11 protein-coding genes and 4 tRNA genes are annotated in these 15,084 nt (G+C 55.5%); all 15 read left to right on the forward strand.

Annotated features, from left to right (window positions below; translation table 11 throughout):
- Positions 1-184 precede the first annotated feature (184 nt).
- Positions 185-1,144, forward strand: a complete 960-nt coding sequence (gene birA, locus QRN50_RS22105; RefSeq protein ID WP_003400450.1) for a bifunctional biotin--[acetyl-CoA-carboxylase] ligase/biotin operon repressor BirA — start codon at positions 185-187, stop codon at positions 1,142-1,144.
- Positions 1,134-1,883: a pantothenate kinase gene (locus tag QRN50_RS22110; protein WP_003400448.1), complete on the forward strand. Its 750-nt coding sequence runs from the start codon at positions 1,134-1,136 to the stop codon at positions 1,881-1,883. Before birA ends, QRN50_RS22110 begins: the two co-directional genes overlap by 11 nt.
- Before the next feature lie 7 nt (positions 1,884-1,890).
- Positions 1,891-2,319 (forward strand): hypothetical protein, encoded by a 429-nt coding sequence (locus tag QRN50_RS22115; RefSeq protein WP_003400446.1) that lies wholly within the window; start codon positions 1,891-1,893, stop codon positions 2,317-2,319.
- Positions 2,320-2,461: 142 nt separating this feature from the next.
- Positions 2,462-2,546 (forward strand) — tRNA-Tyr (locus tag QRN50_RS22120).
- A 24-nt stretch (positions 2,547-2,570) separates the two neighbouring features.
- Positions 2,571-2,644 (forward strand) — tRNA-Gly (locus QRN50_RS22125).
- Positions 2,645-2,670: 26 nt separating this feature from the next.
- Positions 2,671-2,746, forward strand: a tRNA-Thr gene (locus tag QRN50_RS22130).
- Between the two features lie 165 nt (positions 2,747-2,911).
- Positions 2,912-2,987 (forward strand) — tRNA-Trp (locus QRN50_RS22135).
- Between the two features lie 46 nt (positions 2,988-3,033).
- A complete protein-coding gene (gene secE / locus QRN50_RS22140; protein ID WP_024642454.1) occupies positions 3,034-3,402 on the forward strand; it encodes a preprotein translocase subunit SecE in 369 nt (122 codons plus the stop codon).
- A gap of 9 nt (positions 3,403-3,411) precedes the next feature.
- Complete coding sequence (gene nusG, locus QRN50_RS22145) at positions 3,412-3,945, forward strand: transcription termination/antitermination protein NusG (RefSeq protein ID WP_003317113.1); 534 nt, start codon at positions 3,412-3,414, stop codon at positions 3,943-3,945.
- Between the two features lie 118 nt (positions 3,946-4,063).
- On the forward strand, positions 4,064-4,495 hold the full coding sequence (rplK, locus tag QRN50_RS22150) for a 50S ribosomal protein L11 (RefSeq protein ID WP_002555500.1): 432 nt from the start codon (positions 4,064-4,066) through the stop codon (positions 4,493-4,495).
- A complete protein-coding gene (rplA, locus tag QRN50_RS22155; RefSeq protein ID WP_003400443.1) occupies positions 4,495-5,190 on the forward strand; it encodes a 50S ribosomal protein L1 in 696 nt (231 codons plus the stop codon). The genes rplK and rplA overlap by 1 nt, the downstream gene beginning before the upstream one ends.
- Positions 5,191-5,392: 202 nt before the next feature.
- Positions 5,393-5,893 (forward strand): 50S ribosomal protein L10, encoded by a 501-nt coding sequence (rplJ, locus tag QRN50_RS22160; protein WP_002555498.1) that lies wholly within the window; start codon positions 5,393-5,395, stop codon positions 5,891-5,893.
- 79 nt (positions 5,894-5,972) lie between these two features.
- Positions 5,973-6,338 (forward strand): 50S ribosomal protein L7/L12, encoded by a 366-nt coding sequence (gene rplL, locus QRN50_RS22165; protein ID WP_003400441.1) that lies wholly within the window; start codon positions 5,973-5,975, stop codon positions 6,336-6,338.
- 221 nt (positions 6,339-6,559) lie between these two features.
- Complete coding sequence (gene rpoB, locus QRN50_RS22170) at positions 6,560-10,633, forward strand: DNA-directed RNA polymerase subunit beta (protein ID WP_003317110.1); 4,074 nt, start codon at positions 6,560-6,562, stop codon at positions 10,631-10,633.
- A 64-nt stretch (positions 10,634-10,697) separates the two neighbouring features.
- Positions 10,698-14,897: a DNA-directed RNA polymerase subunit beta' gene (gene rpoC, locus QRN50_RS22175; protein WP_003431814.1), complete on the forward strand. Its 4,200-nt coding sequence runs from the start codon at positions 10,698-10,700 to the stop codon at positions 14,895-14,897.
- The last annotated feature ends 187 nt before the right edge of the window (positions 14,898-15,084 follow it).

The raw sequence follows: 15,084 nt of genomic DNA on the forward strand, positions 1-15,084 counted from the left end.
GGGGTTTCCCCATGTGAGAGTAGGTCATCGTCAAGATTGAATTCCAGAAACCCTCATCGCTTACGCGTTGAGGGTTTTTGTTTGTCTGGTATCTGCAAAAAACCAACGTGAAAACACGTTTTCGTTTCTATGCATCATGCCTCTGCGTGGCTATGATGCGTGCCTTATTGCCAGGCGATTCCAAATGCTGACCTTGTTAAAGCTTCTTGCTGATGGTGCATTTCATTCCGGGCAGGTATTAGGCGATGCCCTCGGCATAAGTCGCAGTGCGGTCTGGAAGCAGCTACAGCAGCTTGAGGCGGACCTGGGCATAGATGTCCACAAGGTGCGCGGTCGTGGTTATAGACTCGCAACGCCCATTTCTCTTCTAAGTCCTGCTGACATCATGCAGTCAGGCTTTCCTGCCGGCTGGTCTGTACGTACTTACGACTCTATCGACTCAACCAATGCTGAGGCTGCGCGCCTGATTGCTCAAGGCGTTCCCATGCCTTTGTTGGTGGTGGCCGAGCAGCAGACCTCCGGAAGAGGGCGACGTGGTCGAAAGTGGATAAGTCCATTTGCTGAAAACCTGTATTACAGCCTGGTCCTGCGCATCGATGGCGGGATGCGTCAGTTGGAAGGCCTCAGCTTGTTGGTGGGGCTTGCGGTGATGAATGTGCTGCGTGATATGGGTGTCCAGGACGCAGGTCTTAAATGGCCCAATGACGTGCTCGTTGGCAGGCAGAAGATCGCCGGTATTTTGCTCGAGCTGATTGGCGATCCGGCGGACGTGTGTCACGTGATCATCGGGATAGGGGTGAACGTAAACATGCGTTCCTCCAGCGAGGTCGATCAGCTGTGGACGTCGGTGAGGCTCGAAACAGGCGGGCTGGTTGATCGCAATCAGGTCGCTGCTCGTATAAGCACCCAGCTTGAGGCGCTCATGGCGGTTCATCGCAAGGAAGGCTTTGCAGCATTTCAGAAAGAGTGGGAGCGCGGGCATGTGTGGCAGGGTGCTGCGGTCAAGTTGCTCTCGGGGGTAGAGGTCGTGGAGGGACTGGTGTTGGGGGTTGACTCGCTTGGAGCGCTGCGGTTGGAAGTCAATGGTGTGGAAAAAAGCTTTAGCGGTGGTGAGCTGAGCCTGAGGTTGCGAGATGATTCTTGAACTCGATTGTGGCAACAGCTTCATCAAGTGGCGCATTACCACCAAGAGCGATGCAGCAGTGGTCAGCGTCGGCGTTGTGGACTCTGACGCAGCCTTGTTGGAGCACTTGCGTAATCTATCTGACACAACGTTCAGCGACTGCCGTCTGGTAAGTGTTCGCAGCGCTGAAGAAACGGCGCGTCTGGTTTCTGTGCTGACGAACGCGTTCTCCGTCACCCCCGTCTGCGCAGTGCCTGCCCGTGAGCTTGGAGGGGTGGTGAATGGCTATGACGATTTCGAGCGCCTTGGCCTGGATCGCTGGCTGGCTTTTGTAGGTGCATACCATCTCGTCAAGCGTGCATGCCTGGTGATTGATCTGGGTACCGCCGTGACATCTGATTTCGTCGATGCGGGCGGCGCACATCTTGGTGGTTTTATCTGTCCAGGGATGCCCTTGATGCGCAATCAGTTGCGCACCCATACCCGCCGCATCAGATATGACGACACCGAGGCCGAAAGGGCTTTGGTTCGTCTTGTTCCCGGGCGTGCAACCGCAGAAGCGGTAGAGCGCGGCTGCTCGCTGATGCTTCGTGGGTTCGCATTGACTCAGGTCGAAATAGCCCGTGGGTATTGGGGCGACGACTTTGCTATTTTTGTGACTGGCGGCGACGCTGCTCTGGTTGCGGATGTGCTCCCAGGGGCCCGTATCGTTCCTGATCTGGTCTTCGTGGGGCTGGCCCTGGCCTGCCCTTTGCGTTGAGGTCTTTATGCGTTGGTTATTTCTTCTGCTGTTGATGCTTAATGCCTTTTATTACATCTGGCATCAGCAGGAGGCTCCGATCAGGGCCAAAGAGTTCATGCCCCTGTCGTTGCACCGTACTACTCAGCAGGATATTCGTCTGCTCAGCGAGTCTGATGCCGGGCGGGTGTCCAGCGATCCCGGCGCCAGGTGTCTGTACGTCGGTGGCTTTGCCAGGCAAGAGGATGCGCGCCTGGTCGAGCAGCGATTGAACAGCCTTGATATCCAGTCTCAATTTCAGCCAATCCAATCCAGCGGGGCTACCGCCTACTGGCTGAAAATCGCCCCGGAAAGTCGACGCCTTGTCGAAGCGGGCTTGATCAGTCAGCTGAGTCAGGATTTTCCGCAATTAAAAAATCAAATAATGTCGTGCGAGGGCATTGCAACTGCTGATTAGTTTACATAGAATGGCGCCCGCTTCGCAGTGAGGTGAAAGTCTCACGAACGAAGTGGTAGTAGTCAACGCATGTAACCTCAGGTTTTTACTGAGAAAAAGGTTGACAGAAGGGTAGCATGAGTTGAGAATGCTGCCTCGCTTAGGAGGGGTTCCCGAGCGGCCAAAGGGATCAGACTGTAAATCTGACGTCTACGACTTCGAAGGTTCGAATCCTTCCCCCTCCACCAGATTTAGCGCGAGCTGCAAGTTGTGCGGGTATAGTTTAGTGGTAGAACCTCAGCCTTCCAAGCTGATGATGCGGGTTCGATTCCCGCTACCCGCTCCAGGCTTGTGGTTCATGCGCAGTGTTTTGCTCTTGTAGCTCAGTTGGTAGAGCACACCCTTGGTAAGGGTGAGGTCAGCGGTTCAAATCCGCTCAAGAGCTCCATTGATAAAGGCAGATATGAAAATATCTGCCTTTGTTTTAGGCGGTTCCGCGCTGTGTGCGCCGCCTGAAGGTTGTTCGGGGTGTGTCGCCTGTTAGGTGCGATTCGAATAAGGTGTTGAAAAACTCTCGTCAGGTCCGCATAATGGTCGGCCTGATTTTGCTTTTAGGTCAGTAGCTCAATTGGCAGAGCGACGGTCTCCAAAACCGTAGGTTGGGGGTTCGATTCCCTCCTGACCTGCCAGATTCCCTAGATGTAATCTGGCTTTCTTTTCACAGGATCTCCGTAGATGAATCCCAAGGCTGAAGCATCAGACTCTCGCTTTGATATGCTGAAGTGGCTCATGGTAGTCGTTTTGGTTGTCGTGGGTGTTGTCGGCAATCAGTATTATTCTGCTGAGCCGATCCTGTATCGCGTTCTCGCTCTCCTTGTGATTGCCGCAGCTGCTGCATTTGTAGCGCTGCAGACAGGCAAAGGTAAGGCCTTCTTCGTTTTGGCGAAAGAAGCCCGTGCCGAGATCCGTAAAGTCGTATGGCCTACTCGCCAAGAAACCACTCAAACCACGTTGATCGTTGTGGCTGTTGTGCTGGTTATGGCGTTGCTGTTGTGGGGGCTTGATTCCCTGCTCGGCTGGCTTGTTTCCTTGATAGTTGGCTAAGGGTGTCCCGTGGCTAAGCGTTGGTACGTAGTGCATGCTTACTCGGGTTACGAGAAGCATGTCATGCGCTCGTTGGTCGAGCGTGTGAAGCTGGCAGGCATGGAAGATGGCTTCGGCGAAATTCTGGTTCCCACTGAAGAAGTGGTTGAAATGCGTAATGGCCAGAAGCGCAAAAGCGAACGCAAGTTCTTCCCTGGTTATGTGCTTGTTCAGATGGACATGAATGAGGGTACTTGGCACTTGGTCAAGGATACCCCGCGTGTCATGGGCTTCATCGGCGGTACCGCTGACAAGCCTGCCCCCATCACTGATAAAGAGGCAGAAGCGATTCTGCGTCGCGTTGCTGACGGTAGCGACAAACCGAAGCCGAAAACGCTGTTCGAGCCAGGTGAGGTTGTTCGCGTCACCGACGGCCCGTTCGCCGATTTCAATGGCACGGTCGAAGAAGTTAACTACGAAAAGAGCCGGATTCAAGTGGCGGTGCTCATTTTCGGACGCTCTACTCCGGTAGAGCTGGAGTTCAGTCAGGTCGAAAAGGCATAACTGAGCTGGAATCCCATACCCCGCAGCCCAAGGCTGTGGGGTTTTTTCGTCACTGGGATATACGCGTAAGTAACCGGGGAGCCTTTATTGGCGCTTGAACCCGTAATTGGAGTGCCTCATGGCCAAGAAGATAACCGCATACATCAAGCTGCAAGTGAAAGCCGCTCAGGCTAACCCAAGCCCGCCAGTTGGTCCTGCTCTGGGTCAGCACGGTGTGAACATCATGGAATTCTGCAAAGCGTTCAACGCCCGTACTCAGGGTATTGAGCCAGGCCTGCCGACTCCAGTGATCATCACTGTATACAGCGACCGTAGCTTCACTTTCGAAACAAAAAGTACCCCTGCATCGGTTCTGCTGAAGAAAGCTGCAGGCTTGACCAGCGGCTCGGCTCGCCCGAACACCGTTAAAGTTGGCACCGTGACTCGTGCTCAGCTGGAAGATATCGCTAAAGCAAAAAATGCGGATCTGACTGCAGCTGACATGGAAGCGGCCGTGCGTACCATCGCCGGTTCCGCTCGTAGCATGGGCCTTAACGTGGAGGGTGTGTAATGGCTAAGCTGACCAAGCGTCAAAAGGCAATCGCCGAAAAAATCGAAGCTGGCAAGTCTTACAATTTTGTAGACGCCGCTGCGTTGCTCACCGAGCTGTCGACTGTCAAGTTCAGCGAGTCCATCGACGTCGCTGTCAACCTGGGTGTTGATCCTCGTAAATCCGACCAGGTCGTACGTAGCGCTACTGTACTGCCGCACGGTACTGGCAAGACTGTACGCGTTGCAGTATTCACCCAGGGTCCTGCTGCTGAAGCTGCTCTGGCTGCCGGTGCTGACCGCGTGGGTATGGACGATCTGGCCGCTGAAATGAAAGCTGGCGATCTGAACTACGACGTCGTTATCGCTTCCCCTGATGCAATGCGCGTTGTGGGTCAGCTGGGTCAGGTTCTCGGTCCTCGTGGTCTGATGCCTAACCCGAAAGTCGGCACCGTTACTCCTGACGTCGCTAACGCCGTCAAGAACGCCAAGGCTGGTCAGGTTCGTTATCGCACCGACAAAAACGGCATCATCCACACTTCCGTTGGCAAGGTCGGTTTCGACGCTGTCAAGCTGAAGGAAAACGTTGAAGCCCTGATCGCTGATCTGAAGCGTATCAAGCCTGCTTCTTCGAAAGGTATTTACGTCAAGCGCATCACCCTGAGCACCACTATGGGCCCAGGCCTGGTTATCGACCAGGGTTCGTTGGAAGCGTAAGACAAAACGGTACGGTGATCGATTGCCGTACCGTTTGAAAGATTGGGGTCCCTGCCTGGCGGGGGCTATCCAAGACCGTAGGCGACGCAAGTCTTAAACCTCAAGCCTACGCAGATGGTGCTCCCGGTTCCTTACCGAATCAGACACCAAAACGACATCTGGCTCCGGTCCGATGAAACGGTAACAAGCAGGAGTTAAACCCGTGGCAATTAAACTCGAAGACAAGAAGGCCATCGTCGCTGAAGTCAACGAGGCTGCCAAAGCTGGTCTGTCCGCTGTCGTGGCTGATGCCCGTGGTGTGACGGTTGGCGCAATGACCGGACTCCGTAAAGAGGCTCGTGAAGCTGGCGTTTACGTACGTGTTGTACGTAACACCCTGCTCAAGCGCGCTGTTGCTGACACTGAATTCAGTGTTCTCAACGACGTGTTCACCGGCCCGACCTTGATCGCGTTCTCCAACGAACATCCTGGCGCTGCTGCCCGTCTGTTCAAGGAATTCGCTAAAGGTCAGGACAAGTTCGAGATCAAGGCAGCTGCGTTCGAGGGCAAGTTCCTCGCAGCTAATCAGATCGATGTACTGGCAAGCCTGCCGACCCGTAACGAAGCAATTTCTCAGCTGATGAGCGTGATTCAAGGCGCTACCAGCAAGTTGGCTCGTACTCTGGCGGCTGTTCGCGACCAAAAAGAAGCAGCTGCAGCCTAAGGCTGAGTCAGATCTTTTCGCGTATTTTTGTTTATTTTGATGGTCGCGTAGGCCGTCCCCCAATTCAGGAAATTGAGTCATGTCCATCTCTCAAGACGATATCCTTAACGCCGTATCTGAAATGTCCGTTCTGCAGGTTGTAGAGCTGATCAAGGCGTTCGAAGAGAAGTTTGGCGTCACCGCTGCTGCCGGCTCTGCTGGTCCAGCTGTTGCTGCTGCTGTTGTTGAAGAACAAACTGAATTCAACGTCATGCTGCTGGAAGCTGGCGAGAAGAAAGTTAACGTGATCAAGGCAGTACGTGAACTGACCGGTCTGGGCCTGAAAGAAGCCAAGGCAGTCGTTGACGGCGCCCCAGCAATGGTTCTGGAAGCTGTTGCCAAAGACGCAGCTGACAAAGCCAAAGCTACTCTGGAAGAAGCAGGCGCTAAAGTCGAGCTGAAATAAGCATCGATTTTGAGTGTCCAGCCCACGCGTTTAGCGAAAGGCTGATGGCTGGTGGCTTTTGCCACCGGCCTTTTTCCGTTATAGACGATTGGCGCTGTCAACGTCTGTAACGTGTGGTATCCACCGATGGCGGTGGCGCAAACCAAGGGGTTTGCAAGATTTTCTGGCTGCTTCCGTCGGGAGGGAGCCAAACAAGCAGGTGACCAAGCTGGGGAACGCTGATGGCTTACTCATATACTGAGAAAAAACGTATCCGCAAGGACTTTAGCAAGTTGCCGGACGTAATGGATGTGCCGTATCTCTTGGCCATCCAGCTGGATTCGTATCGCGAATTCCTGCAGGCGGGAGCGACCAAAGATCAGTTCCGCGACGTCGGTCTGCATGCAGCCTTCAAATCCGTTTTCCCGATCATCAGCTACTCCGGCAATGCTGCGCTGGAGTATGTAGGTTATCGCTTGGGCGAACCGGCATTTGATGTCAAGGAATGCGTGCTGCGCGGTGTGACTTACGCAGTACCTCTGCGAGTCAAGGTCCGTCTGATCATTTTCGACAAAGAATCGTCGAACAAAGCGATCAAGGACATCAAAGAGCAAGAAGTCTACATGGGTGAAATCCCCCTGATGACTGAGAACGGTACCTTTGTAATCAACGGCACCGAGCGCGTTATCGTGTCTCAGCTTCACCGTTCGCCTGGCGTATTCTTCGACCACGACCGTGGCAAGACGCACAGCTCCGGTAAGCTGCTGTACTCCGCTCGTATCATTCCTTACCGCGGTTCGTGGCTGGACTTCGAGTTCGATCCGAAAGACTGCGTATTCGTCCGTATCGACCGTCGTCGCAAGCTACCTGCGTCCGTACTTCTGCGCGCTCTGGGTTACACCACCGAGCAAGTGCTCGATGCGTTCTACACCACCAACGTATTCCATGTGCGCGGTGAAAACCTGAGCCTGGAACTGGTGCCTCAGCGCCTGCGTGGTGAAATTGCCGTTCTGGACATCCTGGACGACAAGGGCAAGGTCATTGTCGAGCAGGGTCGTCGTATCACTGCTCGTCACATCAACCAGCTGGAAAAGGCCGGGATCAAAGAGTTGGAAGTGCCTCTGGACTACGTCCTGGGTCGCACTACAGCCAAGGTCATCGTGCATCCGGCAACCGGTGAGATCATTGCCGAGTGCAACACCGAGCTGAACACTGAAATCCTGGCCAAGATCGCCAAGGCTCAGGTTGTTCGTATCGAAACGTTGTACACCAACGACATCGATTGTGGTCCGTTCGTCTCCGACACACTGAAGATCGACTCCACCAGCAACCAACTGGAAGCGCTGGTCGAGATCTATCGCATGATGCGTCCTGGCGAGCCGCCAACCAAGGATGCCGCTGAAACACTGTTCAACAACCTGTTCTTCAGCCCTGAGCGTTATGACCTGTCCGCTGTAGGTCGTATGAAGTTCAACCGTCGTATCGGTCGTACCGAAATCGAAGGTTCGGGCGTGCTGTGCAAGGAAGACATCGTAGCGGTCCTCAAGACCCTCGTTGATATCCGTAACGGCAAAGGCATCGTCGATGACATCGACCACCTCGGTAACCGTCGCGTTCGTTGCGTAGGCGAGATGGCCGAGAACCAGTTCCGTGTTGGTCTGGTCCGTGTCGAGCGCGCTGTCAAAGAGCGTCTGTCCATGGCAGAAAGCGAAGGCCTGATGCCTCAGGACCTGATCAACGCCAAACCTGTTGCGGCGGCGGTCAAGGAGTTCTTCGGTTCCAGCCAGCTTTCCCAGTTCATGGACCAGAACAACCCGCTGTCCGAGATCACGCACAAGCGTCGTGTTTCCGCACTCGGCCCTGGCGGTCTGACGCGTGAGCGCGCCGGCTTTGAAGTTCGAGACGTTCACCCGACTCACTACGGCCGTGTGTGCCCGATCGAGACGCCTGAAGGTCCGAACATCGGTCTGATCAACTCCCTGGCGGCCTATGCCCGCACCAACCAGTACGGCTTCCTCGAGAGCCCGTACCGTGTGGTCAAGGAAGGTCTGGTCACCGAAGAGATCGTGTTCCTTTCAGCGATCGAAGAAGCGGACCACGTCATTGCCCAGGCTTCGGCCGCAATGAACGACAAGCAAGAGCTGATCGACGAACTGGTTGCTGTGCGTCACTTGAACGAATTCACCGTCAAGGCGCCAGCCGATGTCACCCTGATGGACGTTTCGCCCAAGCAGGTTGTCTCGGTAGCTGCATCGCTGATTCCGTTCCTCGAGCACGATGACGCCAACCGTGCGTTGATGGGTTCGAACATGCAGCGTCAGGCTGTTCCTACTCTGCGCGCCGACAAGCCGCTGGTAGGTACTGGCATGGAGCGCAACGTTGCTCGCGACTCCGGCGTTTGCGTCGTGGCTCGTCGCGGTGGTGTGATCGACTCGGTTGACGCCAGCCGTATCGTTGTTCGCGTTGCCGATGATGAAGTTGAAACAGGTGAGGCGGGTGTAGACATCTACAACCTGACCAAATACACCCGTTCGAACCAGAACACCTGCATCAACCAGCGTCCGCTGGTCAGCAAGGGTGACCGTGTTCAGCGTAGCGACATCATGGCCGACGGCCCGTCCACCGATATGGGTGAACTGGCGCTGGGTCAGAACATGCGCATCGCGTTCATGGCCTGGAACGGTTTCAACTTCGAAGACTCCATCTGTCTTTCTGAGCGTGTTGTTCAGGAAGACCGTTTCACCACGATCCACATTCAGGAACTGACCTGTGTGGCGCGTGATACCAAGCTTGGGCCAGAGGAAATCACAGCTGACATCCCTAACGTGGGTGAAGCGGCTCTGAACAAGCTGGACGAAGCGGGTATCGTTTATGTAGGTGCCGAAGTCGGCGCCGGCGACATCCTGGTCGGTAAGGTCACTCCGAAAGGCGAGACCCAGCTGACTCCGGAAGAAAAACTGTTGCGCGCGATCTTCGGTGAGAAGGCCAGCGACGTTAAAGACACCTCCCTGCGCGTACCAACCGGTACCAAAGGTACTGTCATTGACGTTCAGGTCTTCACCCGTGATGGTGTCGAGCGTGATGCGCGTGCCCTGTCCATCGAGAAGTCGCAACTCGACGAGATCCGCAAGGATCTGAACGAAGAGTTCCGTATTGTCGAAGGCGCTACTTTCGAACGTCTGCGCTCTGCGCTGGTGGGTCGTGTAGCTGAAGGCGGCGCTGGCCTCAAGAAGGGCCAGGAAATCACCAACGAAGTGCTCGATGGTCTTGAGCATGGTCAGTGGTTCAAGCTGCGCATGGCTGAAGATGCTCTCAACGAGCAGCTCGAAAAAGCTCAGGCTTACATCGTTGATCGTCGCCGTCTTCTGGATGACAAGTTCGAAGACAAGAAACGCAAACTGCAGCAGGGCGATGACCTGGCTCCAGGCGTTCTGAAAATCGTCAAGGTCTACCTGGCAATCCGTCGCCGCATCCAGCCGGGCGACAAGATGGCCGGTCGTCACGGTAACAAGGGTGTGGTCTCTGTGATCATGCCGGTTGAAGACATGCCGCACGATGCCAATGGCACGCCGGTTGATATCGTCCTCAACCCGCTGGGCGTACCTTCGCGTATGAACGTTGGTCAGATTCTCGAAACCCACCTGGGCCTCGCGGCCAAAGGTCTGGGCGAGAAGATCAACCGCATGCTCGAAGAGCAGCGTAAAGTTGCTGAGCTGCGCAAGTTCCTCAACGAGATCTATAACGAAATCGGCGGTCGTCAGGAATCTCTGGAAGACCTCACCGACAACGAGATTCTGGACCTCGCGAAGAACCTGCGTAACGGCGTACCGATGGCTACCCCGGTTTTCGACGGTGCCAAGGAAAGCGAAATCAAGGCAATGCTCAAGCTGGCAGATATGCCGGAAAGCGGCCAGATGCAGCTGTTCGACGGTCGTACCGGCAACAAGTTTGAACGTGCTGTAACGGTTGGCTACATGTACATGCTGAAGCTGAACCACTTGGTGGACGACAAGATGCACGCGCGTTCCACTGGTTCGTACAGCCTGGTTACCCAGCAGCCGCTGGGTGGTAAGGCACAGTTCGGTGGTCAGCGTTTCGGGGAGATGGAAGTGTGGGCGCTGGAAGCATACGGCGCGGCGTACACTCTGCAGGAAATGCTCACAGTGAAGTCGGACGATGTGAACGGTCGTACCAAGATGTACAAAAACATCGTGGACGGCGATCACCGTATGGAGCCGGGCATGCCCGAGTCTTTCAACGTGTTGATCAAAGAAATCCGTTCGCTCGGTATCGATATCGATCTGGAAACCGAATAACACGTGACGCGAATCGGGGGCAGGGCGGTATTGCCTGCTCCCTGCTCCGCCAGGAGGAAAAGCCTTGAAAGACCTACTGAATTTGCTGAAAAACCAGGGTCAAGTCGAAGAGTTCGACGCAATCCGTATCGGACTTGCATCGCCTGAGATGATCCGCTCTTGGTCGTTCGGTGAAGTTAAAAAGCCGGAAACCATCAACTACCGTACGTTCAAGCCTGAGCGTGACGGTCTGTTCTGCGCCAAGATCTTTGGCCCGGTAAAAGATTACGAGTGCCTGTGCGGTAAGTACAAGCGCCTGAAGCACCGCGGTGTCATCTGCGAAAAGTGCGGTGTTGAAGTAGCACTGGCCAAGGTTCGTCGCGAGCGCATGGCTCACATCGAACTGGCTTCGCCGGTTGCCCACATCTGGTTCCTGAAATCGCTGCCGTCCCGTATCGGTTTGCTGATGGACATGACCCTGCGTGATATCGAACGTGTTCTCTACTTCGAGAGCTATGTCGTTATCGATCCAGGCATGACCACCCTTGAAAAAGGTCAGCTGCTGAACGACGAGCAGTACTTCGAAGCGCTCGAAGAGTTCGGTGACGACTTCGACGCCCGCATGGGTGCCGAGGCTGTCCGCGAGCTGCTGCACGCTATTGATCTGGAGCACGAAATTGGCCGTCTGCGTGAAGAAATTCCGCAAACCAATTCCGAGACCAAAATCAAGAAGCTGTCCAAGCGTCTGAAATTGATGGAAGCCTTCCAGGGTTCCGGCAACCTTCCTGAGTGGATGGTGCTGACCGTTCTGCCGGTTCTGCCGCCAGATCTGCGTCCTCTGGTTCCGCTTGACGGTGGCCGTTTCGCGACGTCCGACCTCAACGATCTGTATCGTCGAGTGATCAACCGTAACAACCGTCTGAAGCGCCTGCTGGATCTGTCCGCTCCCGATATCATCGTGCGCAACGAAAAGCGCATGCTGCAGGAAGCGGTCGATGCACTGCTCGACAACGGTCGTCGCGGTCGCGCGATCACGGGTTCGAACAAGCGTCCTCTGAAATCCCTGGCTGACATGATCAAGGGTAAGCAGGGTCGTTTCCGTCAGAACTTGCTCGGTAAGCGTGTTGACTACTCGGGTCGTTCGGTAATTACCGTAGGTCCGACTCTGCGTCTGCACCAGTGCGGTCTGCCGAAGAAGATGGCTCTCGAGCTGTTCAAGCCGTTCATTTTCGGCAAGCTGGAAATGCGTGGCCTGGCTACGACCATCAAAGCTGCCAAGAAGATGGTCGAGCGCGAGCTGCCAGAGGTCTGGGACGTTCTCGCTGAGGTGATTCGCGAACACCCGGTGCTTCTGAACCGTGCGCCGACACTTCACCGTCTGGGCATCCAGGCGTTTGAACCGGTACTGATCGAAGGTAAGGCCATTCAGCTGCACCCATTGGTTTGTGCTGCGTACAACGCCGACTTCGACGGTGACCAGATGGCCGTTCACGTGCCTCTGACGCTGGAAGCTCAGCTCGAAGCGCGCGCGCTGATGATGTCGACCAACAACATTCTGTCGCCAGCCAACGGTGAGCCAATCATCGTTCCTTCGCAGGACGTTGTACTGGGTCTGTACTACATGACTCGCGAAGCGATCAACGCCAAGGGCGAAGGTCGTGTATTTGCGGACCTGCAGGAAGTCGACCGCGTATTCCGCGCCGGCGAAGCGGCTCTGCACGCCAAGGTCAAGGTGCGTATCCACGAAACGGTCAACGACCGTGATGGTGGCAGCGTCAAGAACACCCGTATCGTCGACACCACTGTCGGCCGTGCGCTGCTGTTCCAGGTGGTTCCGGCCGGCCTGTCCTACGACGTCGTCAACCAGCCAATGAAGAAGAAAGCGATCTCCAAGCTGATCAACCAGTGCTATCGCGTGGTCGGCCTGAAAGAGACCGTTATTTTCGCTGACCAGTTGATGTACACCGGTTTTGCCTACTCGACCATTTCGGGTGTTTCCATCGGCGTTAACGACTTCGTTATCCCTGATGAAAAAGCTCGCATCATCGACGCGGCCACCGAAGAAGTTAAAGAGATCGAAAGTCAGTACGCCTCCGGCCTGGTAACCCAGGGCGAGAAGTACAACAAGGTAATCGACCTTTGGTCCAAGGCGAACGACGAAGTCTCGAAAGCGATGATGTCGAACCTGTCCAAAGAACGCGTTATCGACCGTCACGGCGTCGAAGTTGATCAGGAATCCTTCAACTCGATGTACATGATGGCTGACTCCGGGGCGCGTGGTTCTGCTGCCCAGATCCGTCAGCTGGCCGGTATGCGTGGTCTGATGGCCAAGCCTGACGGCTCCATCATCGAAACGCCGATCACTGCGAACTTCCGTGAAGGTTTGAGCGTACTTCAGTACTTCATCTCTACTCACGGTGCTCGTAAGGGTCTTGCGGATACCGCGTTGAAAACCGCTAACTCCGGTTATCTGACACGCCGTCTGGTAGACGTCGCTCAGGATCTGGTGGTTACCGAGGTTGATTGCGGTACCGAGCACGGTCTGCTGATGACTCCGCACATTGAAGGCGGTGACGTTGTAGAGCCGCTGGGTGAGCGCGTATTGGGTCGAGTCATTGCCCGTGACGTATTCAAGCCGGGCACGGAAGATGTCATCGTCCCTGCTGGCACGCTGGTAGACGAGAAGTGGGTCGAGTTCATCGAGCTGAACAGCATCGACGAAGTAATCGTTCGTTCGCCAATCAGCTGTGAAACCCGCTATGGCATCTGCGCCAAGTGCTACGGTCGCGACCTGGCACGCGGTCACCAGGTCAACATCGGTGAAGCTGTCGGCGTAATCGCTGCACAGTCGATCGGTGAGCCGGGTACCCAGCTGACAATGCGTACGTTCCACATCGGTGGTGCGGCAAGCCGGACCTCGGCAGCCGATAGCGTTCAGGTGAAGAATGGCGGTACTGTCCGCCTGCACAACCTGAAGCACGTCGAGCGTGTTGACGGTCACCTGGTTGCGGTATCCCGCTCCGGTGAACTGGCAATCGCAGATGACTTCGGTCGTGAGCGTGAGCGTTACAAGCTGCCATACGGTGCAGTGATTTCGGTGAAGGAAGGCGACAAGGTCGACGCTGGCTCTATCGTGGCCAAGTGGGATCCGCACACTCACCCAATCGTCACCGAGATGAAAGGTACTGTTACCTACGTAGGCATGGAAGAAGGCATCACGATCAAGCGTCAGACAGACGAATTGACCGGTATGACCAACATTGAAGTGCTCGACGCCAAAGATCGCCCGGCTGCCGGCAAGGACATCCGTCCTGCTGTGAAGATGGTTGGTCTGGATGGCAAGGATCTGCTGCTGCCAGGTACTGACGTACCGGCCCAGTACTTCCTGCCGGCTAACGCCCTTGTTGGTGTTGCTGACGGTGCGCAGATCGCGATCGGTGATGTTATCGCTCGTATTCCGCAGGAAACGTCGAAGACTCGTGACATCACCGGTGGTTTGCCGCGTGTTGCCGACCTGTTCGAAGCGCGTCGTCCGAAAGAGGCGTCGATCCTTGCAGAAGTCAGCGGTACCATCGCATTCGGTAAAGAGACCAAAGGCAAGCGCCGTCTGGTCATCACCCCGAACGACGGTAGCGATCCGTACGAGGAGCTGATTCCGAAGTGGCGTCACCTGAACGTCTTCGAAGGCGAGCAAGTGAACCGCGGCGAAGTTATCTCCGACGGCCCGAGCGATCCACACGACATCCTGCGTCTGCTGGGTGTGAGTGCGCTGGCCAAGTACATCGTCAACGAGATTCAGGACGTATACCGTCTGCAAGGCGTGAAGATCAACGACAAGCACATCGAGACGATTCTGCGTCAGATGCTGCGTAAGGTTGAAATTGCCGAGTCTGGCGATTCCAGTTTCATCAAGGGCGACCAGATGGAGCTGACTCACGTACTGGTAGAAAACGAGCGTCTGAGCACGGAAGACAAGTTTGTTTCCAAGTTCACTCGCGTGTTGCTGGGTATCACCAAGGCATCGCTGTCTACCGAGTCGTTCATCTCCGCGGCCTCCTTCCAGGAGACAACCCGCGTACTGACCGAAGCGGCTGTGACCGGCAAGCGCGATTACCTGCGCGGCCTGAAGGAAAACGTGGTCGTGGGTCGTCTGATCCCGGCCGGTACCGGTCTGGCTTATCACAGCGAGCGCAAGCGTCGTCGTGAAATGGACAAACCGACCCGTGTCAGCGCGAGCGAAGTAGAAGCGGCTCTGACGGAAGCGTTGAACTCCAGCGGTAATTGAGACCAGAGCCTCGGCATTTTTCACCTGGCAGACAGCACGTTTTCGTGTTGTTTGCCCGGTGAGGACGTCGGGGCTTTGTCTTGACTGGGGGCGGGATCCTCTTTAGACTCTTGTACCCCTAAATTTGGCGGGGCCTGTGCCCTGTCATTTGCTTTTCTTGTAAGACAATAGCGTCGCAAGACAACAG

The sequence above is a fragment of the Pseudomonas sp. MEJ108 genome (assembly GCF_030208985.1).
In the GTDB taxonomy this organism is placed as follows: Bacteria; Pseudomonadota; Gammaproteobacteria; order Pseudomonadales; family Pseudomonadaceae; genus Aquipseudomonas; species Aquipseudomonas fragariae.